Below are 18,927 nucleotides of genomic sequence, written 5' to 3' on the forward strand. Positions count from 1 at the left end.
TTAGCCCAATGCTAGAAGCTATACGACACTTTACCGTAAACATAGCGCCCAGTGAAACCGTAAGGCGAGAAGCTTGAATACGGGAATATATTCGAGAACGTTGTAACTTCGTCTACAAGGTCTCGTGTTGCTTCTGGATAAACGTCAAAAATGTTGTTCGCGCCCACCGACACAGCGAGTTGGTCGGTAATAGCAACGCGTAAATCAAGGTCGGTAATCCACTCAGACGGTATTATCTCGTTTCGTGCTTCAACCGATGACGGGTCTTCAACTTCACCGTAGCGAGTTGTGCGCAATGTAGTTGAATAGATATCGTAAGACCAGGTAACGCCTAGGTTAACTTTGCTATCTGGGGCGCTTGTCTCAAATCGGCGTAACTCTACATCTGAGAATAAATTGCCTTGATCAAAGCCTGCCCCCTGAAGCACTGCTGGTGCGTCCAAAATATCTGTGACTTCGTTGTCGTTAAAGTTAACGCCAGCGTTAAAATTAAATGCACCAAAATCTGAGGTATTCAGCGTGTAGGTGGAAACAATGTCTACACCCTCGGTTCTGGAATTAATGGCGTTTAAGAAGAACCGTGCACGGGTTGCACCAGTACCTTCAAGCAGGCCTTCAATTGCTTGGCCTGAAAGGTTGTTCGACAACACAATGCGATCATCAATATCAATGCGGTAGAAATCTACCGTTAAATTAAAGTCGGCAGTGGGTGAATAGGTAAAACCGGCACTGTAGTTATTTGACTCTTCTGCATCCAGGCCTGGGCTACCAAGGGCTTGTGCCACATCACTAGAAGGAGCGAATGTGCCTGTTTCAGTAGGCTCTCCGTCAACAAATGTGGTAGCCACTGAGGTAAAGTACTGCTGTTGTAATGACGGCGCTCGAAAACCGGTCGATACCGATGCGCGAAGTGCAAAGGCGTCGCTTAGGGTGTATCTCTGCGATACCTTCCAATTAAATGTACTGCCAAAATCAGAGTAATCTTCAAAACGACCGGCAACAGCAACATTCCAGTTTTCTGTCACGTCAGCTTCTACATCTACATAAATGCTGTAGTTATTTCGGCTGTTGTCACCTGCTGATGCTGGCGTAAAGCCAGGAAACACCTGAGAGCCCGCTGCACCAAAAGGCCCATCAACTGGGTCGGTCACTGCACCACCTGGCCCAAATGTGCCTTGAATATACGAGTTTTCTTCCCCCGCGGTAATGTCATAGCTCTCGTAGCGATATTCCGCGCCCATAGCAAAATTCATTTCGCTGTAGAATACGCCAGTATCCACCAGTCGAGAAGCGTCGGCATTGAATATAGTGGTATTGTACTCCAGTGTGCCTGCGTTGAAGTCTGTCTGACTCGTGGCGCCTAACGAGGTGTTTAGGCTATTTACTACGCTGTATTCCAATTCGTTGCTGCCGTGAGTTAGAGACAGGTCGTAATTCCATACATCACCATACCCTTTGATGCCGGTGATAAGTGACATGTCTGAGATATCCGTTTGGATAGACGGTAAGAAGCCATTGGGATAAATATCTACAATGTTTCGGCTGTCTTGAGCGCGACGATAAAAGCCACCACCCAAGGAGTCACGGCTACTTAGCCCAGCAGTAGCATAAAACTCAATGTCATCACTTAGACCCTTACCTGCGTTTATAAATAAGGCATAGTCTTCTACTTCGCCATTGCCATACACGTGGTTGTAGCGATTAACGGTAAACTCTCTTTCATCGATATTTCCGTTGGCATCTCGAGCATAGTTTTCTCTTTGGTCGAAATCGGCTCGATTTGCCTGCCCGCGCTCGCGATATTCTGCCGATACGTTAACAAATCCATCATCGCCCCATTCAAAACCAACGTTGCCGCGCAGGGTAAAAGTTTGACCGTCGGTTAGCTCTCTATCAGAGCCTGTATTAAATGCTAAGTCGCCTTGGGCATTAGTAGAGACACTGTCTAGGTTTGGCACGCCGTCCATTGTGGTTACGTTTGCACCATAGGTTGCTGAGATGTCACCGCCTTCACTCGCATCTTTTAGCACGATATTGATGACACCCGCTATGGCGTCTGAACCATATTGCGCCGCTGCACCGTCGCGTAATACTTCAATACGTTTAATAGCGTTTGCTGGAATGGCGTTCAAATCAACGGCTGAAGAGCCACGACCTACCGAGCCGTTTAAGTTTAACAGTGCAGAGGTATGGCGACGTTTACCGTTTACTAATACCAATGTGTGATCGGGTGCTAGGCCACGAAGTTGAGCTGGACGCAGATGGTCAGTACCATCTGTAATAGAAGGCTGAGGAAAGTTAAAACTCGGCAGCAGCGAGTTCAAGATCATGTTGGTTTCGGTTAACCCGGTGGCCTCTATCGATGATGCATCAATAATATCAATAGGCACTGGTGAATCGTTAATAGTGCGCCCTACTCGGCGTGACCCCACAATCTGTATTTGTTCTACTTCTTGCTCGAAGCTGGCTTGCTCTGAGGCCTGTTGCTGTGCATGCAATGGAGAAGAAACGGCAAGCCCTGCCATCGCACTTGCAATGATCGATAGCTTGAAAACCGTAGCGCTATGTTTTGCCTGTTGCATTGTGATATTCCTGAATTAAGTATGCGTTGATATTATGTACAGATATATGAACTTCAATATCACCTCAAAGATAGTAGGCAGAGTGACCTGTGCACCTACTATGCGGTGACATTATCGAGACTAACGAATTTGAGGGTGTTCACTTTCCCTAAACGAAGACAAATTATATTTGTCGGAAAAAGCGCTGTAATTATTAGTATTGATACTGAGCTTTATATAAAGCCTAGGACACCAGCTTTAAATGTCAGATTTTTTATTAGAAGAATTTTTATAAACGACGTTCTGGATATAGCCGCGCCGCTGACACTGCGAAGTAAAACACAGAGGTGGAGAGACATTCAATACTAAAGTAGTAATAACATATGATAAAAATGAGGAAGTAATTTCAACGGTTTAGTCTTTGTGAACCACTTTTAGTCCTTGTTCATACAAAGATAATCATCATATAAAAAACCAATCTACTTGAGGCAATTTCAGATATAGAGTTATTTCTCGTACAACGTTTTGCGGTAACAGAAAAGTAATACAACTGTCACGCTGTTGTCTTATGAGAAAGACACAGTGACCACATACTCAGTTGTTAAGAGCTTAGAAGTTGACGAGCTCAGAAATTAAAGAAACTAGAAGTTAAAGAGAATCTCACATGACCGAAACACAATCTTCAGTACATCTTTCGTGTTTTATTGAGGCCATTGCCCTTGTTAAACATGAACAATGCGCAACACGCGACGAGCTTAAAGCGCTTTTAGAAAAAAAGGGTTATCTAGATGAGGTGACTTCCCAAACCGTTGAAGAAGTTGATCCTCAACTATTGGTTGTTTCCTAACGAACATTTTTTCCTAGTATCTTTGGTGATTCAGACATAAAAAACGGAAGCGAAAGCTTCCGTTTTTCGTATTACAGCCTAGCTATTACTTAGGTGACCACTCAAACTTTTTGAATGGTTCGTCAACTGGCGTATCTGCAAGGTGATTGGTGTAATTACTCATTACCTTTTGCGCTAATATCAACACAATTTCAAGCAACTGCTTGTGCTCGTAGCCTGCTTTGTAGAATGCGTCGAGCTGAGACTTCTCTGCATTTCCTCGACCTCGTGTTAGCGCAAGCACAGTTTCTTTAAGCGTATTTAGCTTGCTATCAGACAGCGTCTCACCGTTGCGAAGCTCTTCAATTAAATCGTCACGCACTTGCATGCTTTTTGCGATGCCGGTATGAGCTGGCACACAATAATGACATGCGTGTTCAACATTTACCGTTTGCCATACAACGGTTAGCTCTTCTGCATTAAACGAGGTGTCTTGTGCGAGCTTGTGCAGCACTTGGTACCCTTCAAGTAGCGTTGGCGCTTCGGCCATCACTGCATGTAGGTTCGGTACCATGCCAAATGCTTTTTCTGAATTATCCAAAAGTGATTTAGACGCTTCTGGCGCTGACTCTTTTGTATGTAGAGTAAAATCTGTCATTTTGTTCTCCTAATGCTGTGAACGAATTGAAACATATAGACGACAACGGCAACGCTCTGCTTTTTACTATCGATGAAAAAGCGAAACGTGTAACTGACGCACGTTATTAAAAATCGCACTATCGTTTCAGTGGCATCAACCCCTGAAAGGCATATTTACCTAACTGATTTAATACCGAATTTACTTACGTTTAAACCTAGCTTACTAGGATTATCTAAAATATGGCTAGCAAGCAATATGGATAGACTACACATATTTGAACGAGTGTTCAAGCAAAAATTGAACACTCGTTCAAGTTAACATAAATAGGAAACTATAATACGAGACTTAAATTTTGGTAGATGTCGATTTTAACCCGCATTTTTCAATAATGGGTTTACCTTATCCATTGTTCGAGAGATAATTGAACATACGTTCAAATTTGTATTGAGTATGATGTTATGAAGTACGCACAAGAAGATGCTGTCGAAAAGGCGACTATATTGTTTTGGAAAAAGGGGTTCCAAGGCTCTGGCATGCGCGATATTCAGCAAGCATTGGACATGCGTCCGGGAAGCATATACGCACGGTTTCAAAACAAAGAAGGCTTATTTAAGCTTGTAGTGGAGCAGTACGTAGCTCACAGCAAAGAAAAACTGCAAAACGTGGCCGATAGCGACACCCCGCTATTATCCCTCCGGGAATTTTTTAAAACTGCCTTAATTAACCCTGATGAGTTGAGATACATGCGCCAATGCTTGTTAGTAAAATCGATTACCGAGTTGGAACTGATTGGCGATGTGGGCAAAAAAGCAGTACTTGAAGGAATGGTGTTACTAAATAACTGCTTCGCTAACATCATCGAAAAAGCGATAGAGACGAAAGAGTTGCAAGATACCACGCCGGTAGCGTTTGCAGCCGATTGGCTGCAAAATCAATTTGTGGGATTACGAGCCTTTGCAATATTGCAAACTGACAACAGTGCAATTGAAAAAATGATTGATAAGGTACTTTACGACCTTGCAGCGCAATGGCCCTCAAACTGAATCATTACGCAATGACCTCATATTGAAGCATTACGAAAACGCTAACCTAATTAACTGAGCCACTAAAAGTAACCCCATTAGTGGCCAAATCCACTTCGCCCACTTTGCTGCGTCATCGTTACTTATGCGCATTTTAGAGCGCTCTAAAAGTGGAACAACAATAACTAACGCCGCAAACAATACCGCCAGTAAAATAAGAACTTCCATTAACGCATCCCTATAGCATATTTAAGCACTTCTTTTTTGATTGGACCTGCATGTTCGGCCACCGAAAGAAGCTGATTTCTTATCCATTTTATGGGGGCTATGTCGTTACTAAACAAGGTGTAGAACCCATCCATTGCTGACATCATTAACAAGTTGTCCCGTTTGCGTGGCCTCTCGTAATCGTTTTTCAGTGCAGTAAAAAACGCCTGAGACGATATATCAAGATTTTGTGCGGTGACTTCTAAAAGGGCCTGTACGTCTCTAAAACCAATGTTCACTCCCTGCCCTGCAAGGGGGTTTATAGTGTGGGCAGCATCGCCAATTAATATCGAACGCTCTCTTACGTATTCACTGGCATGCATGCGAGTAAGCGGAAACGCTGCTTTGTCGATAACCGAAAAGTCATTATTGTTTTGAGTAAGTTCATCAGGAAAGGCGTCGATAACGTCGTTTTTTAACTGCGTGCTGTTAAGACCTTTTAGGCGTTTTAATTCCTCAGGGGAGCTGTACCACACGAGCGATGCGTACTCGTCGTACATAGGCAAAAAGGCTTTTGGTCCTGTTGGTGTAAACTGCTGCCAGGTAATAGCCTGAGTTTCTTTTGCCATTTTAATGGTAATGCCCATCGCTTGTTGGCCATATTGCCAACCTGACGTGCCAATACCGGCAAACTGGCGAACTTGAGATTTTGCGCCATCTGCCCCAATAAGCCATTTAGCGTGAATCTGCGTGTTTGAAGGCTTTGTGTTTGCAGATTTTGAGACTGAAGACAGTGTAATACACACGCTTTGCTCGTATGTGCTTGTCTCGCTTGAGTGTTCTTTGTCGATGCTAGGCTTTTTATCAGTTTCGGAGCTAGGCGTTGGTTTGGAGCTAGGCGTTAAATTACTTGATGCGCTTTCTGATGACAGCGCAATGTTGTCTATTTTGTCGTTGAAGATAACTCTCACGTTTTCATGCTGAACTAGCGCCTCGTGACAGGCTAACTGCAACAAACGGTTTTCGACAAAGTAGCCTAACTGAGGTACGTCGATACTCTTTGCAGTAAAATCAGTTCGGTGCTTGGGGTCATCCCAAACGCTCAACCCCACGTAAGGCTTTAAGCGCATTTTTTCAATGTTTGTCCACGCCCCTAGTGCCTTTAGTAAGGTGACAGATGCTTCACTAATCGCCGACACCCGTAAATCTGGGCCTTGCTCTACTTCAAATGCCTTAGGCTGGTTTGGCTCTATCACTACCACGCGGTAATTTTGCTGCGCTAGCCCAAGGGCTAATGCTGCGCCCACCATACCGCCGCCATTAATGCAAAAATCGTACATTCGTACTCCGTGGTAACTATTACGTTGAATATGATGAAGAATATAAAATACCCGCAGCCAACACAAATTAAGCGTAAGTTATCAGGCCAGTACTATTTTTGTTACCGAAATTAATTAATCAGTAATCATCGGATTACGCTGGGAATATAGCTGCATAACAGGTAAAATATGCGGCTATTTTGAACATCTTCAACGTAACTGCGTTGTGTGGCGCAACAATATACGCTATTGCTTGCGACGTTTTTTACATTCCACCAACCACTTACCAGAACTTAACAGGTTAACGAATAGTTGTTATGACTAAAAAGCTGTATATCAAAACCTGGGGCTGCCAGATGAACGAGTACGACTCGGATAAAATGGCAGACTTACTAGACTCTACGCATGGCTACACTGCGGCAGACACCGCTGAAGAAGCCGATATTATTTTGCTTAACACCTGCTCAATTCGCGAAAAAGCGCAGGAAAAAGTGTTCCATCAGCTTGGCCGATGGAAAAACCTAAAGCAAGATAAGCCCGAGCTTATTATTGGTGTTGGCGGCTGTGTTGCATCGCAAGAAGGCGATACCATTCGCCAACGTGCCCCTTTTGTCGACCTTGTTTTTGGTCCTCAAACGCTACACCGCCTGCCTGAAATGATCAACGAGCTTCAAGGTGGTGCTAAATCGGTTATGGATATCAGCTTTCCTGAAATCGAGAAATTCGACCGCTTACCAGAGCCTCGTGCTGAGGGCCCTACGGCATTCGTCTCTATCATGGAAGGCTGCTCAAAGTACTGCACATTCTGCGTTGTGCCGTACACGCGCGGAGAAGAAGTTAGTCGTCCGGTAGATGATGTACTGCTTGAAATTGCACAACTTGCTGGCCAAGGTGTGCGTGAAGTTAATTTGTTAGGGCAAAACGTAAACGCCTACCGAGGCGATCACTACGATGGCACGGTTTGCCGTTTCTCTGAATTATTAGAGTTGGTTGCTGCTATCGATGGAATCGACCGAATTCGATATACCACGTCGCATCCGGTTGAATTTACTGACGATATTATCGATGCCTATGCGGGTATTCCAGAGTTGGTTGACCATTTACACCTCCCAGTTCAAAGCGGCTCAGACCGTATTTTGAATTTGATGAAGCGTGGTCATACCGCGTTAGAATATAAATCTAAAATGCGTAAACTTAAGAAAATTCGCCCGAACATAAGCTTATCGAGCGACTTTATTATCGGCTTTCCTGGCGAAACGGACGCTGATTTTGAAGCTACCATGGATTTGATCCAAGCCGTAGATTACGATTTAAGTTTTAGTTTTATTTATAGTGCTCGCCCAGGTACACCAGCAGCAGATGCAGTAGATGACGTTAGCGAAGAAACCAAAAAGCAGCGTTTACACCTTTTACAGCAGCGTATTACCCAGCAGGCCTTGCGCATTGCTCGCCATATGGTGGGTACCGAGCAACGTATTTTGGTAGAAGGCCCATCTAAGAAAAACCCAATGGAGCTTTCTGGCCGTACTGAAAATAATCGAGTGGTTAATTTCGAAGGCACGCCAGATATGATTGGCGAGTTTGTAGATGTGAACGTGGTAGATGTATTTACCAATTCACTGCGCGGTGAAGTTATTCGCAGAGAAAGCGAAATGGGCTTGCGCGTAGCGGTATCGCCCCAAGCGATTTTAGCAAAACACCAAGCGGAATCACCGAACGAGTTGGGTGTGGGCCAATTTAACCCAGCCTAAAACAGTCGCCACAGTGGCGCTAATTAACAATTTAAGATAAAAGCGTAAAGCGAGGAAAACAGAAGTTTGAGTACATTGGTAAGTAATGAATTTGAGTTAGAACCGGCAGATAGTAAGCGTTTGTCGAGTTTATGTGGACCGTTTGATGACAACATCAAGCAAATAGAGCGTAGGTTGGGTGTTGAAATAACATACCGAAATAACGCGTTCAAGGTGCTAGGAGAGCCACAGCAAATAAACAGTGCTACCGAATTACTGAAACTTCTGTATGTTGAAACCCAGCCTATAAAAGGCCGTATTCCCGACCTTGAGGCTGAACAAGTGCATCTGGCCATTCAAGAAGCCCGCGTTATAGAAAAAGACGCAACAGGCGGTTACGGCAAAGAAGTTAACATCAAAACTAAGCGCGGCGTTATAAAGCCGCGCAACCCTAACCAAGCGCAATACGTTGCGAATATCGTCAATCACGATATTACCTTTGGTATTGGCCCTGCCGGTACGGGTAAAACCTACCTTGCCGTGGCAGCTGCGGTAGATGCATTAGAGCGACAAGAAGTTCGACGTATTCTTCTAACTCGCCCTGCGGTTGAAGCGGGTGAAAAGCTCGGCTTTTTACCTGGTGACCTGTCACAAAAGGTAGACCCCTACCTGCGCCCTCTTTACGATGCGCTATTTGAAATGCTGGGCTTTGAAAAAGTCGAAAAGCTGATGGAGCGCGCTGTAATTGAAGTTGCACCGTTGGCTTACATGCGAGGACGGACGCTTAATGATGCCTTTATCATTCTAGATGAAAGTCAAAATACCACGGTAGAACAAATGAAGATGTTCTTAACCCGTATTGGCTTTAATTCGAAAGCAGTCATTACCGGCGATATTACTCAGGTAGATTTACCACGAGGCGCAAAGTCTGGCCTTCGCCATGCTATTGAAGTACTCAGTGACGTTGACGATATTTCGTTTAACTTCTTTAGTGCCGATGATGTAGTTCGCCACCCGGTAGTTGCTCGCATTGTTCGTGCGTATGAAGAACATGACGCCGAGCAAGAGCGCATTCGCAAGCAAAAGAAAGAAGAGGCATTGCGACAGCAGCAGGAACAAAGCTCACCATCGGTAGGCAGTTCTGATTCAAGCAGCAACTCGTGACCGCTATTATCGATTATCAAAATGTGTATGAAGGCGAAGAGGAAATAGTTAATGCTATTCCCTCTGCCGACAGCCTAGCACAATGGGCTAATGCTGTTTTATCTGCAGAAGAGTTACGCGAACAAGAAGTGACGATTCGCTTTACTGACGAGGCAGAAAGCCAGCAGTTAAACAGTGATTACCGTCAAAAAGACAAGCCTACAAACGTACTTTCTTTTCCCTTTGAAGCGCCGCCTGGCATAGACATAAGTCTACTAGGTGATTTGATCATTTGTGCGCCAGTTATCAGCAGAGAAGCCAGTGAGCAGAAAAAGTGCGTTGAGCATCATTATGCCCATATGACCATTCACGGCATATTGCATTTACTCGGCTATGACCATATTACAGACGAAGATGCTGAAGTGATGGAAAGCAAGGAAATAGAAATTCTTTCTACCTTGGGTATAACAAACCCTTACGAAGTTTAATCGACGGCCTAATAGAAACTGCCTAGGTTTTATAAACAGTTTCTGTAAGCATGTGGATTAAAAGCGATTTAAAATTTAAAACAATAAAGCATTGACGACTAACGAGAAGCATTTTAACGTTGGTGCTGAACAAACTATAAAATGGATATTATGAGCGACGACAACCCCCACTCTACCAACGGCTCATCAGGCAAGAGTTGGTTAGATAAACTAAAAAATTCGATTTCTGGCGAGCCGAAAAATAGACAAGAATTGGTAGCAGTTATTACCGATGCGGAACAAAATGAAATAATTGACCCACAAACCCGTGAAATGATTGAAGGGGTTATTGGGGTTAACGAAATGCGTGTAAGAGATATCATGATCCCTCGCGCCCAAATGTCCACTATCGATGTTGAGCAAAAAGTGGAAGAGTTTCTTCCTATCATGCTCGAGTCCGCTCACTCACGTTTTCCCGTTATTAGCGAAGATAAAGACCACATAGAAGGGATTTTACTCGCTAAAGATCTTCTCTCCTTCGCTTTCAACACCGAAAAGAACTTCAACCTTCGCGATATACTGCGCCCTGCGGTCATTGTTCCTGAGAGTAAGCGTGTAGACGTACTGCTAAAAGAGTTCAGGCAGCAGCGCTATCATATGGCTATTGTGGTTGATGAATACGGCGGCGTATCGGGTCTTGTCACTATCGAAGATATCTTAGAGATAATCGTCGGTGAAATTGAAGACGAATTTGATATTGAAGAAGACGGTACGGATGATATCCGCCCGCTAAATAAATCGACCTACTCAGTAAAAGCATTAACCCCTGTAGACGATTTTAACGAATTTTTTGAAACCAGCTTTAGTGAAGAAGAAGCCGATACCATTGGTGGCATTGTGCTAAAAGCCTTTGGTCATATGCCTGAAACTGGCGAAGAAGTTACAATTAGCGATATTCACTTCAAAGTGACTAACTCTGATAAACGTCGCTTAATTCAATTGAAGATATCGGTGCCCTCTCTCGAATAAATAGGGAGCATAGGCGTTGTCTACGTCTATGCTAAAACTACCCATGCTAAAACGCGCTATTCCTTATTTGCTGCTTATTGTAAGCGGTCTGAGTCTTACGCTAGCTTTTGCGCCCTTCTCCATGTGGGCGCTCACTATCCCAGCATTTGCTATTGCGATACGACAAATCATTAAATTAAAACACACACCCTTTTTTGCAGGATGGCTGTTTGGCATGGCGTGGTTTGGCGCGGGTATAAGCTGGGTACATGTGAGTATTGCAGACTTCGGTGGCCTGCCGTTAATTGCCTCTGTGGGGCTAATGGCGCTACTTTGCGGCTATTTAGCGTTATATCCTGCTCTCGCTTTTAAGCTGACGGCTAAATGTGTTAAACCGCAATTATGGCCTTTAGCATTACCCCTATTTTGGGTGCTTGCCGAGTGGCTGCGAAGCTGGATGTTATCAGGCTTTCCTTGGCTATCTTTAGGTTACAGCCAAATTAATAGCCCACTAGCAGGGTTCGCACCCATTATTGGTGAAACGGGTATCACTGCTCTGCTTGTTGTTATTGCTGCATCGCTTGCCATCATTAACAGCAAACGTACCTTACTATCGGCTAGTGCTATAACCGCAAGCTTGCTGATTAGCGGTATTTTATTGCACCAGCACACCTGGGTAAGCCCAACGAAAAGTTATTCTGTGGCCATGGTACAAGGAAATATTCCTCAAAGCCTTCGCTGGGTGCCAGAGCAAGACGCATCTACCATGGAAAAGTACTTATCGTTAACGGAAACGGTGTGGGATAGCGACCTGATCATTTGGCCTGAAGCTGCGGTGCCCAAGCTTGAGCCACTCGCGCAGCCTTATTTAACGCAGTTAAACGAAAGAGCCTTTGTCGAAGACACGGCCCTCATCACGGGTATCGTTAACTTTAACTGGGAAACCGATGAGGCTTGGAACAATTTAATTGTACTTGGTAAAAAAACGCCAGACGCGGCTTACCCAGACTATCAGTATTTTCATAACAATCGCTTTTCGAAACATCACCTATTGCCTATTGGAGAGGTTGTGCCTTTTGAATCGCTGCTTCGCCCTTTAGCCCCTATTTTTGATTTACCCATGTCGTCATTTTCTAGAGGAGACTTTCAGCAGCAAAACTTAGTAGCCAACGGCATTCACCTTGCGCCCGCTATTTGCTTTGAAATTGCCTTTCCACGCCAAGTGACTGCGAACATAAACAGCGATACCGATATGATAGTTACCGTGAGTAACGATGCTTGGTTTGGTAATTCTCACGGCCCAGCTCAACACCTTCAAATAGCCCAAATGCGAGCATTGGAGTTAGGCAGGCCGGTGTTGCGAGCTACCAACAATGGTATTACTGCGTTTATTGATCACAAAGGTAGGATTGATGGAAGGCTGCCCCAGTTTGAGTCCGCCAATATTAGTGCGCCCGTTATTGCCACCACAGGGTTTACCCCCTACTACCACTTGCAAGACTTTGGCGTTGGGTTGTTAGTACTGGTGTTGTTTATTTGTGCGTGGCGTTTGCGAAAATCATAAGCATAGCTACACTGTTCGCTCGTCAACATACATATCGGTTGCCAAGGAACGTGCAGCTAACTAATATACGAAAGGGTAGACACCTAAAGACGTAGCCCTATTCGTTATCTATGCACTGTGCTGTAGCACAATCTTTGCTGCGTGCTTATCTTCTACGCGCTTATTTGAGCCTCTGATAGAAGCTCTTAATTAGCTGTTGCCTTTTGCCTGAATAGCCGTTAATGCAATGGTAAATACAATGTCATCAACTAACGCACCGCGACTTAGGTCGTTCACCGGCTTACGCATGCCTTGCAGCATTGGGCCGATACAGACTAAATCAAAACTACGCTGTACCGCTTTGTATGTAGTGTTTCCCGTGTTTAAGTCGGGGAACACAAACACATTTGCTTTTCCTGCTACTGGGCTATTTGGCGCTTTGCTTTTACCAACACTTTCAATTGCAGCTGCGTCATATTGAAGCGGACCGTCGATAAGAAGGTCTGGTCTCATCGATTGGGCAATCGCAGTTGCTTCACGCACTTTTTCTACATCGCTTCCTGCGCCAGATGTTCCGGTACTATAGCTTATCATCGCCACTCTCGGCTCAATGCCAAACATTTGCGCTGATGTGGCAGACTGTATCGCAATATCTGCCAGCTGTTGTGCATTGGGGTCTGGGTTGATAGCGCAATCACCGTAGACCAATACCTGATCGGGCAGCAGCATAAAAAATACTGATGACACCAACGAGGCACTTTCCGCCGTTTTAATTAACTGCAGCGCAGGACGAATAGTATTAGCGGTAGTATTAACAGCCCCTGAAACAAGCCCGTCAACATGGTCTTGTTGAAGCATCATAGTGCCAAGGGTCACGTTGTCTTGAAGTAATTCGTTGGCCACCACGTCGGTAACGCCTTTGTGCCCGCGAAGTGCCACAAGACCTTCTACGTATTCGCCGCGAACCTGCTCAGGCGATAAAATCTCAACGCCATCGCTTAACACCACGCCCTGTTGCTCTGCAATCCGTCGAATTTCGGTATCATCACCTAATAGTACGGGTCTTGCCAAGCCTCGGCTCGCACATATTGAGGCCGCAACAACAGTACGAGGCTCATTACCTTCTGGCAGCACTATTCGCTTATTAACCTGTCTAGCACGGTTGGTGAGGTAATATCTAAATGCCGACGGTGACAGCTTACGCTGCCGTGATACTTTATCGGTAAGCGAGGTTACCCATTCTGCATCTAAACTTTCAGCGGTATGCACCATCACTTTTTCAATGCGCTGACTATCGTCTACCGGCACTTCTTGATTAAACGTATGCAAGTTCTGGGCGGTTTGCCATGTGTTAGTATTAACTAACATTACGGGCAACCCCGTTTCCATGGCTTGGCTACATAAAGCCGCTATGTTCTCATCGGGCTCATAGCCGCCGGTAAGTAGCAGCGCGCCCAGCTTTGTACCATTTAATGCAGCAAGGCAGCACGACACAAAAACATCGCTTCTATCGCCAGACAGCACCAATAATGCTCCCGGCTTTAGCGCATGAGTCATATTGTGAATTTCTCGTCCACAAAACGTCACGCTACTGAGTCGGCGCTTGGCCATGTCACCCTCATTGAGTGAGGTGGCGTTGAGGTGCTTAGCAACGTCGATAGCGCGGGGAGAGACTAGCTCGGCGCTCCAGTCTACATTTCCAAGCAGACTTAACCCTTTTTTGAAAATGGGCAAATTTTTAAGCGCGGCTGAGCGAGCTTCATCGTGCTCTGGCTTATCTACAACACCGATATCTGCGCGCAAACGGCCATGCTCGTCAAACGGGGCATTAACTTTGTTAAAAATACACCCTACTACCTTCCGACTTTTATGCCCGCCGTAGGTATCCACTACAATTTCTAGTCTGTGGTTAATATCAACGGTATCGTCGTTACCGGGAACCGCCACGAATACAATATCGGCATCAAGGGCGCGACTGATTTCTAAGTTCAATCGCTCAGCGTAAGGGTGGTGCCTAGTCGTTACCAAGCCTTCAATAACCGTGACGGCATCTTGTTCGCTGTTATTCTCAAAGCGCTCAATAATGTCTTCCAACAATTCGTCAGTATTATCGTTACTGATCATTCGCTCGACATAGTCGAGGGTAAACGGTGTAATCGGCGTTACGCTGGCGTGATGGGCAATAATAGCGGTTGAGCGCTCTTCGCCTTTGTCACCGCGGCGAGGCTGTGCTACAGGTTTAAAAAAGTTGAGCTTAATGCCCTGTTCTTCAATAGCGCGAACAAGGCCCATGCTGACTGTTGTAAGCCCAACGCTTGAACCAACTGGGATCAGCATAATTTTACGAGACATAATTTCTCCTGCTTTTTACGGCATTTTTAAGCGAACGTTGCCGCTTCAGCAGCAATCACCCACTCTTCATTCGTGGGTACAACGAAAACGGTCTTTTGAGATGAGGGAGCAGTTATCTCGCCTCCCTTGCCAAACCGTGCGTCGAGATTCTTTTGTTGGTCAATTGTGACGCCCATGTGCGCGAAATAACCCATAGTGGTTTCTCGAATAAGTGACGAATTTTCACCAATACCGCCAGTGAACACAATGGCATCTAAGGAAGGCACTGCAATAAGGTAACCCGCAATATATTTCGCTAAGCGATAGCAGAATATTTCGATAGCAAGTTTTGCCCCTTCATGCCCTTTCTCAGCTTCTTCTTCCAACGTTCTACAGTCGTTACTAAGCTCTGATATGCCTAATAAACCAGACTCTTTATTTAATAAGTCACTAATTTCATCAGCTGTTTTGCCTAATTTTTTCTGAAGCGTACCTGGAAGGCTAGGATCTAAGTCACCGCATCGAGTGCCCATCACTAAGCCCTCTAGAGGAATAAAGCCCATACTTGTATCTACAGCCTGGCCTTTTTCAATTGCTGCTACGCTGCAACCGTTTCCTAAGTGAGCGCTGATAACACTTGTCTCTTCGACCGGCTTATTAAGCAGTGACGCCGTGCTATCCAGAATAAATTTATGACTGGTGCCATGGAAACCATATCGGCGTATTCCATGGTCTCTGTAGAGGTCCATAGGAAGCGCATAGATGAACGCTTTTTGCGGCATGGTTTGAAAAAACGAGGTATCAAATACGCATACATGAGGTAAGTGAGGGTACGCTTTTTGCGCCGTAACAACACCTTTTGCATTAGCTAAATTATGAAGCGGCGCCATACTGGCGTAGTCTTTAACTGCCGCTAATACCTCGTCATTAACCAATGCAGCCTGCTTAAATTTTTCACCGCCATGTACCACCCGGTGCCCCACCGCAACAGGTTTAACCCCGGTATCTTCAATGATTGTTGAAATAGCATTAAGCGCCTCGGTATGACCTGCGTTGGCACTTAATGAGAACGACGTTTTATTGCCATTTAATTTGTAAGTGATGCTTGCATCAAGGTTACCCAAGCTTTCGACTAAACCGGATAAACCAGCTTCGCCAGTATTAGCATCAATAATGGCGAATTTAACGGAAGAACTGCCACAATTTAAAACAACAACTTCTTTTTTCATGAATTTATTCGTATAAAGGTTAAACGGTGAGTGTGATGGAATTGTAGCATTTATAATCAACGACGTTGGTTAATGGTTTGCTAAATGTTTTATAAGATGTGTCACAAACCTTTCATTTTGATAAACAAATTTATTCTAACACTCAGCGAGTTATGTACTTTACTCACTGCTAAAAGAGCATCAAGGAGTGTGGGAATGAAGCGTGAATGAATGTGTTGACAGAGCGCGTAAATGAGAGTGCTTGTATGAGAGCTCGTATAAAAGCTCATATAAGATATCGCTAGCAGCGCAAACGACACATCCCAGTAAAAAAATAGAAAAAACCAACAAAAACATTAAAATTTAACTCTTAAAAATCAGTAATTTAGAATCTTTATCGACTTTTATATAAAATAAATTCACTTTTTTTCTTGAAAAGCATTTGGCGAATCCCATATCTGTTATGTCGGCGCTGAAAGGTCAGGTCGACAATACTGCCGCCGCATGTCGGGGCATCATTTTTTAACATATTGCTTTATTTTAAGGATATGACTATGCGTAATATCGATCTATCTCCACTATACCGTTCATTCATTGGTTCAGACCACCTTGCATCACTTGTAGACGCCGCAGCGCGCTCTGAAAAGCAAAGTACTTACCCGCCTTACAACATTGAGTTGCTGAGCGACGACAAGTACCGCGTTACTATGGCCATTGCTGGTTTTAGTAAAGAAGATGTGTCTATTCAAGTTGAAGAAAACACGCTTACCATTACCGGCAACAAAAGAGCCGACAGTAACGATAATAGCGAGCGGAAGTATCTTCATAAGGGAATTTCTGAACGTAATTTTGAACGAAAATTCCAATTAGGTGACCATGTAAAAGTGTTGGCCGCCGATATGGAAAATGGCCTCCTACATATCGATATGGAGCGAGTCATTCCTGATGCGAAGAAACCACGAACAATTGAGATTGGTTCGAAGCTTATAGAGAACTAATTTTTTAATATTGTGTGTTTCCCTGTTTGAAACGGCGCTGTGTGGGCGCCGTTTTTTATGTTTGGTATAAAAAGGGAAAGAACAAAAGGGAAAAATAAATTCGAGCTAATTATTCATTACCTTGCTTAGTAAACGAATAGTTCGCTTTACCAGACTCAGACGAAGTGAAGTGCCCAGAAAGGTTAACGCCGGAAAGCTCTCCGGTTGCCGTCTCAGTAACAGCGGTAAATGTGCTGCTAGCAACACCGCATTTAAACGAACCATCGTGTTTAAACGTAACGGTGCCTCGTCGCCCGTCAATCACACCGATAAACTCTTCAAAGCCAACAAAACATGCACTAATACCACTTTTGTAGCTCATGATGAACTCAACGTGACCTTCTCCCTTCATATCACCTTCGTAGGCTTGAACAACGCTGGCGTGCACAGTTTTCACCTGTTCACACTTCTCTTTTATTATCTCTTCATTCCATTGTGTAATAGTAAAAATGCCTTCGCCGTTCATGATTGACTCGCTTGATAATTCGCTTGCAACCATATTATTAAAAATAGTTAACAAAAAGCAATACTGAATATGTTACCAATAGTAACCGGAGGATTTTATTTACTTTTTATCTCATTACTGCAACAACGAGAAACAACCAATAACCATGTTTTCCACTGGCGTGATTTGCGTAAGTTGTATTATATAAAGCCCTTTAATGTGGCCAAGCCGAATGCATTACAGCTAGAGGCATCTTGAATTTCGCCAGCGATGATTTTGTTTTTGAATTCTTCAATGGGCATCTTGAGTACCTTAAGGTCTTCTTCCTCACTGTCGAGCTCTTGCTTTCCTTGGCTCAACTCAGAGGCTAAAAAGATGTGGTAGCCCTGATTACAAAATCCGTAAGCGAGATATTGAAAACCCACATATTCCATTTTGCCAGCTCTAAGGCCTGTCTCTTCTCTTAGCTCACCAGCAGCAAGCGTTAGTGGTGAAGCGTTGGGATTGTCTTCCCATGCCCCTTGAGGAAACTCTATTTGTCGTTTGCCAATGGTATATCGGTACTGTTCCACCAAATAGACATGATCTTTATCGATGGGAATAATAATCGCAAAATCAGGCTTTTCTACTACCCCGTAAATGCCTTCTTTGCCACTGGCGCGTAGAATTTTATCTTCTCTTAATGTAAGCCATTTATTCTGGTATACCACTTTGCTGTCTAGCGTTTCTATATCTTTCATATATCCCCTTATATAAGCCTGAGATGCTAAGTGACTGGCATAAACAAAAACGCCGAGTTTTTAAGCTCGGCGTTTACATTATTCTATCTACTTGGATAACACTACGCTGACGCTAAATATACTCTACTTCGATAATTTCAACTTCAACACTGCCAGCAGGCGTTTGAATGTTTACTGTATCATCTAACTCTTTACCAATTAACCCGCGAGCGATTGGTGAATTTACTGAGATAAGGTTATTTTTAATATCAGCTTCATCATCGCCAACAATGCGATATGTCGTTTCTTCTTCGCTATCTACATTGAGGATAGTTACTGTAGTACCAAAGATAACTTTGCCCGTATTTTCCATTTTAGTAACATCGATGATTTGCGCGTTCGACAGCTTACCTTCGATGTCTTGAATACGGCCTTCGCAAAAGCTCTGTTGCTCTCTTGCAGCATGATACTCAGCGTTTTCTTTCAAATCGCCGTGTTCACGGGCATCTGCAATGTCCGCAATAATACGAGGACGTGTTTTGGTTTTAAGTTCGTTTAGCTCATCGCGCAGCATTTGGGCGCCATGCGCGGTCATTGGGTACTGACTCATAAATACAGTCTCGACTAACGTAATATTTAAACTGAAAAATGCGCCCTAAGGGCGCACTTTTATATATTCACACAAATGTAATAAAGCTAGGATACCTCGTATCCTAGCTCA

General features: G+C 44.2%; 17 protein-coding genes. 8 read left to right on the forward strand and 9 right to left on the reverse strand.

What is annotated here, in order from left to right; genetic code table 11:
• Positions 1-11 precede the first annotated feature (11 nt).
• Positions 12-2,582, reverse strand: coding sequence for a TonB-dependent receptor plug domain-containing protein (locus GTQ48_RS05755; RefSeq protein ID WP_163105580.1), 2,571 nt, complete (start codon positions 2,580-2,582; stop codon positions 12-14).
• Positions 2,583-3,225: 643 nt separating this feature from the next.
• Here GTQ48_RS05755 and GTQ48_RS05760 point away from each other — a divergent pair.
• The gene (locus GTQ48_RS05760; RefSeq protein WP_163105581.1) at positions 3,226-3,408 is read left to right on the forward strand and encodes a hypothetical protein; all 183 of its coding nucleotides are present in this window, start codon (positions 3,226-3,228) and stop codon (positions 3,406-3,408) included.
• 85 nt (positions 3,409-3,493) lie between these two features.
• Here GTQ48_RS05760 and GTQ48_RS05765 read toward each other — a convergent pair whose 3' ends face one another.
• A complete protein-coding gene (locus GTQ48_RS05765) occupies positions 3,494-4,045 on the reverse strand; it encodes a carboxymuconolactone decarboxylase family protein (protein WP_163105582.1) in 552 nt (183 codons plus the stop codon).
• A gap of 440 nt (positions 4,046-4,485) precedes the next feature.
• On the opposite strand from GTQ48_RS05765, the gene GTQ48_RS05770 reads away from it, so the two are divergent.
• Entirely contained in the window at positions 4,486-5,070 is a 585-nt protein-coding gene (locus GTQ48_RS05770; RefSeq protein WP_163105583.1) for a TetR/AcrR family transcriptional regulator, read from the forward strand.
• A 30-nt stretch (positions 5,071-5,100) separates the two neighbouring features.
• Here the strand turns inward: GTQ48_RS05770 and GTQ48_RS17515 are convergent, their stop codons facing one another.
• Positions 5,101-5,277 (reverse strand): hypothetical protein, encoded by a 177-nt coding sequence (locus tag GTQ48_RS17515; RefSeq protein ID WP_200883149.1) that lies wholly within the window; start codon positions 5,275-5,277, stop codon positions 5,101-5,103.
• Positions 5,277-6,596 carry an FAD-dependent monooxygenase gene (locus GTQ48_RS05775; protein WP_163105584.1) on the reverse strand — a complete coding sequence of 440 codons (1,320 nt, stop codon included), beginning with the start codon at positions 6,594-6,596 and terminating at the stop codon, positions 5,277-5,279. The genes GTQ48_RS17515 and GTQ48_RS05775 overlap by 1 nt, the downstream gene beginning before the upstream one ends.
• 296 nt (positions 6,597-6,892) lie before the next feature.
• Here GTQ48_RS05775 and miaB point away from each other — a divergent pair, with 296 nt between their 5' ends.
• From miaB to lnt, 5 genes are all read left to right on the forward strand, one after another.
• Positions 6,893-8,326 (forward strand): tRNA (N6-isopentenyl adenosine(37)-C2)-methylthiotransferase MiaB, encoded by a 1,434-nt coding sequence (miaB, locus tag GTQ48_RS05780; protein WP_163105585.1) that lies wholly within the window; start codon positions 6,893-6,895, stop codon positions 8,324-8,326.
• Between the two features lie 66 nt (positions 8,327-8,392).
• Positions 8,393-9,469, forward strand: a complete 1,077-nt coding sequence (locus GTQ48_RS05785) for a PhoH family protein (RefSeq protein WP_163105586.1) — start codon at positions 8,393-8,395, stop codon at positions 9,467-9,469.
• Entirely contained in the window at positions 9,466-9,936 is a 471-nt protein-coding gene (gene ybeY / locus GTQ48_RS05790) for an rRNA maturation RNase YbeY (RefSeq protein ID WP_163105587.1), read from the forward strand. Before GTQ48_RS05785 ends, ybeY begins: the two co-directional genes overlap by 4 nt.
• 150 nt (positions 9,937-10,086) lie before the next feature.
• Entirely contained in the window at positions 10,087-10,944 is an 858-nt protein-coding gene (gene corC, locus GTQ48_RS05795) for a CNNM family magnesium/cobalt transport protein CorC (RefSeq protein WP_163105588.1), read from the forward strand.
• Positions 10,945-10,987: 43 nt separating this feature from the next.
• Positions 10,988-12,487 carry an apolipoprotein N-acyltransferase gene (gene lnt, locus GTQ48_RS05800; protein ID WP_163105744.1) on the forward strand — a complete coding sequence of 500 codons (1,500 nt, stop codon included), beginning with the start codon at positions 10,988-10,990 and terminating at the stop codon, positions 12,485-12,487.
• 189 nt (positions 12,488-12,676) lie between these two features.
• Here the strand turns inward: lnt and pta are convergent, their stop codons facing one another.
• Together pta and GTQ48_RS05810 are read right to left on the reverse strand one after the other, a co-directional pair.
• Positions 12,677-14,818 (reverse strand): phosphate acetyltransferase, encoded by a 2,142-nt coding sequence (gene pta, locus GTQ48_RS05805; RefSeq protein ID WP_163105589.1) that lies wholly within the window; start codon positions 14,816-14,818, stop codon positions 12,677-12,679.
• 26 nt (positions 14,819-14,844) lie between these two features.
• Positions 14,845-16,026 carry an acetate kinase gene (locus tag GTQ48_RS05810; protein ID WP_163105590.1) on the reverse strand — a complete coding sequence of 394 codons (1,182 nt, stop codon included), beginning with the start codon at positions 16,024-16,026 and terminating at the stop codon, positions 14,845-14,847.
• 533 nt (positions 16,027-16,559) lie between these two features.
• On the opposite strand from GTQ48_RS05810, the gene GTQ48_RS05815 reads away from it, so the two are divergent.
• A complete protein-coding gene (locus tag GTQ48_RS05815) occupies positions 16,560-17,003 on the forward strand; it encodes an Hsp20 family protein (RefSeq protein WP_163105591.1) in 444 nt (147 codons plus the stop codon).
• A 109-nt stretch (positions 17,004-17,112) separates the two neighbouring features.
• Here the strand turns inward: GTQ48_RS05815 and GTQ48_RS05820 are convergent, their stop codons facing one another.
• The 3 genes from GTQ48_RS05820 to greA form a co-directional block, all read right to left on the reverse strand.
• A complete protein-coding gene (locus GTQ48_RS05820; RefSeq protein ID WP_163105592.1) occupies positions 17,113-17,508 on the reverse strand; it encodes a DUF3224 domain-containing protein in 396 nt (131 codons plus the stop codon).
• Positions 17,509-17,687: 179 nt separating this feature from the next.
• Complete coding sequence (locus GTQ48_RS05825; RefSeq protein WP_163105593.1) at positions 17,688-18,227, reverse strand: NUDIX domain-containing protein; 540 nt, start codon at positions 18,225-18,227, stop codon at positions 17,688-17,690.
• A 112-nt stretch (positions 18,228-18,339) separates the two neighbouring features.
• Positions 18,340-18,816, reverse strand: a complete 477-nt coding sequence (gene greA / locus GTQ48_RS05830; RefSeq protein ID WP_163105594.1) for a transcription elongation factor GreA — start codon at positions 18,814-18,816, stop codon at positions 18,340-18,342.
• Between the last annotated feature and the right edge of the window lie 111 nt (positions 18,817-18,927).

It is taken from the genome of Alteromonas genovensis, assembly GCF_010500895.1.
GTDB lineage: Bacteria > Pseudomonadota > Gammaproteobacteria > Enterobacterales > Alteromonadaceae > Alteromonas > Alteromonas genovensis.

Excerpts from the sequence above, each read along its gene's own strand:
- lnt (WP_163105744.1), top strand. The coding sequence starts at position 10,988 with ATGCTAAAACGCGCTATTCCTTATTTGCTGCTTATTGTAAGCGGTCTG.
- pta (WP_163105589.1), bottom strand. The coding sequence starts at position 14,818 with ATGTCTCGTAAAATTATGCTGATCCCAGTTGGTTCAAGCGTTGGGCTT.
- GTQ48_RS05820 (WP_163105592.1), bottom strand. The coding sequence starts at position 17,508 with ATGAACGGCGAAGGCATTTTTACTATTACACAATGGAATGAAGAGATA.
- greA (WP_163105594.1), bottom strand. The coding sequence starts at position 18,816 with ATGAGTCAGTACCCAATGACCGCGCATGGCGCCCAAATGCTGCGCGAT.
- GTQ48_RS05810 (WP_163105590.1), bottom strand. The coding sequence starts at position 16,026 with ATGAAAAAAGAAGTTGTTGTTTTAAATTGTGGCAGTTCTTCCGTTAAA.
- GTQ48_RS05775 (WP_163105584.1), bottom strand. The coding sequence starts at position 6,596 with ATGTACGATTTTTGCATTAATGGCGGCGGTATGGTGGGCGCAGCATTA.
- corC (WP_163105588.1), top strand. The coding sequence starts at position 10,087 with ATGAGCGACGACAACCCCCACTCTACCAACGGCTCATCAGGCAAGAGT.
- GTQ48_RS05760 (WP_163105581.1), top strand. The coding sequence starts at position 3,226 with ATGACCGAAACACAATCTTCAGTACATCTTTCGTGTTTTATTGAGGCC.
- GTQ48_RS17515 (WP_200883149.1), bottom strand. The coding sequence starts at position 5,277 with ATGGAAGTTCTTATTTTACTGGCGGTATTGTTTGCGGCGTTAGTTATT.
- GTQ48_RS05815 (WP_163105591.1), top strand. The coding sequence starts at position 16,560 with ATGCGTAATATCGATCTATCTCCACTATACCGTTCATTCATTGGTTCA.
- GTQ48_RS05755 (WP_163105580.1), bottom strand. The coding sequence starts at position 2,582 with ATGCAACAGGCAAAACATAGCGCTACGGTTTTCAAGCTATCGATCATT.
- GTQ48_RS05825 (WP_163105593.1), bottom strand. The coding sequence starts at position 18,227 with ATGAAAGATATAGAAACGCTAGACAGCAAAGTGGTATACCAGAATAAA.
- GTQ48_RS05770 (WP_163105583.1), top strand. The coding sequence starts at position 4,486 with ATGAAGTACGCACAAGAAGATGCTGTCGAAAAGGCGACTATATTGTTT.
- miaB (WP_163105585.1), top strand. The coding sequence starts at position 6,893 with ATGACTAAAAAGCTGTATATCAAAACCTGGGGCTGCCAGATGAACGAG.
- GTQ48_RS05765 (WP_163105582.1), bottom strand. The coding sequence starts at position 4,045 with ATGACAGATTTTACTCTACATACAAAAGAGTCAGCGCCAGAAGCGTCT.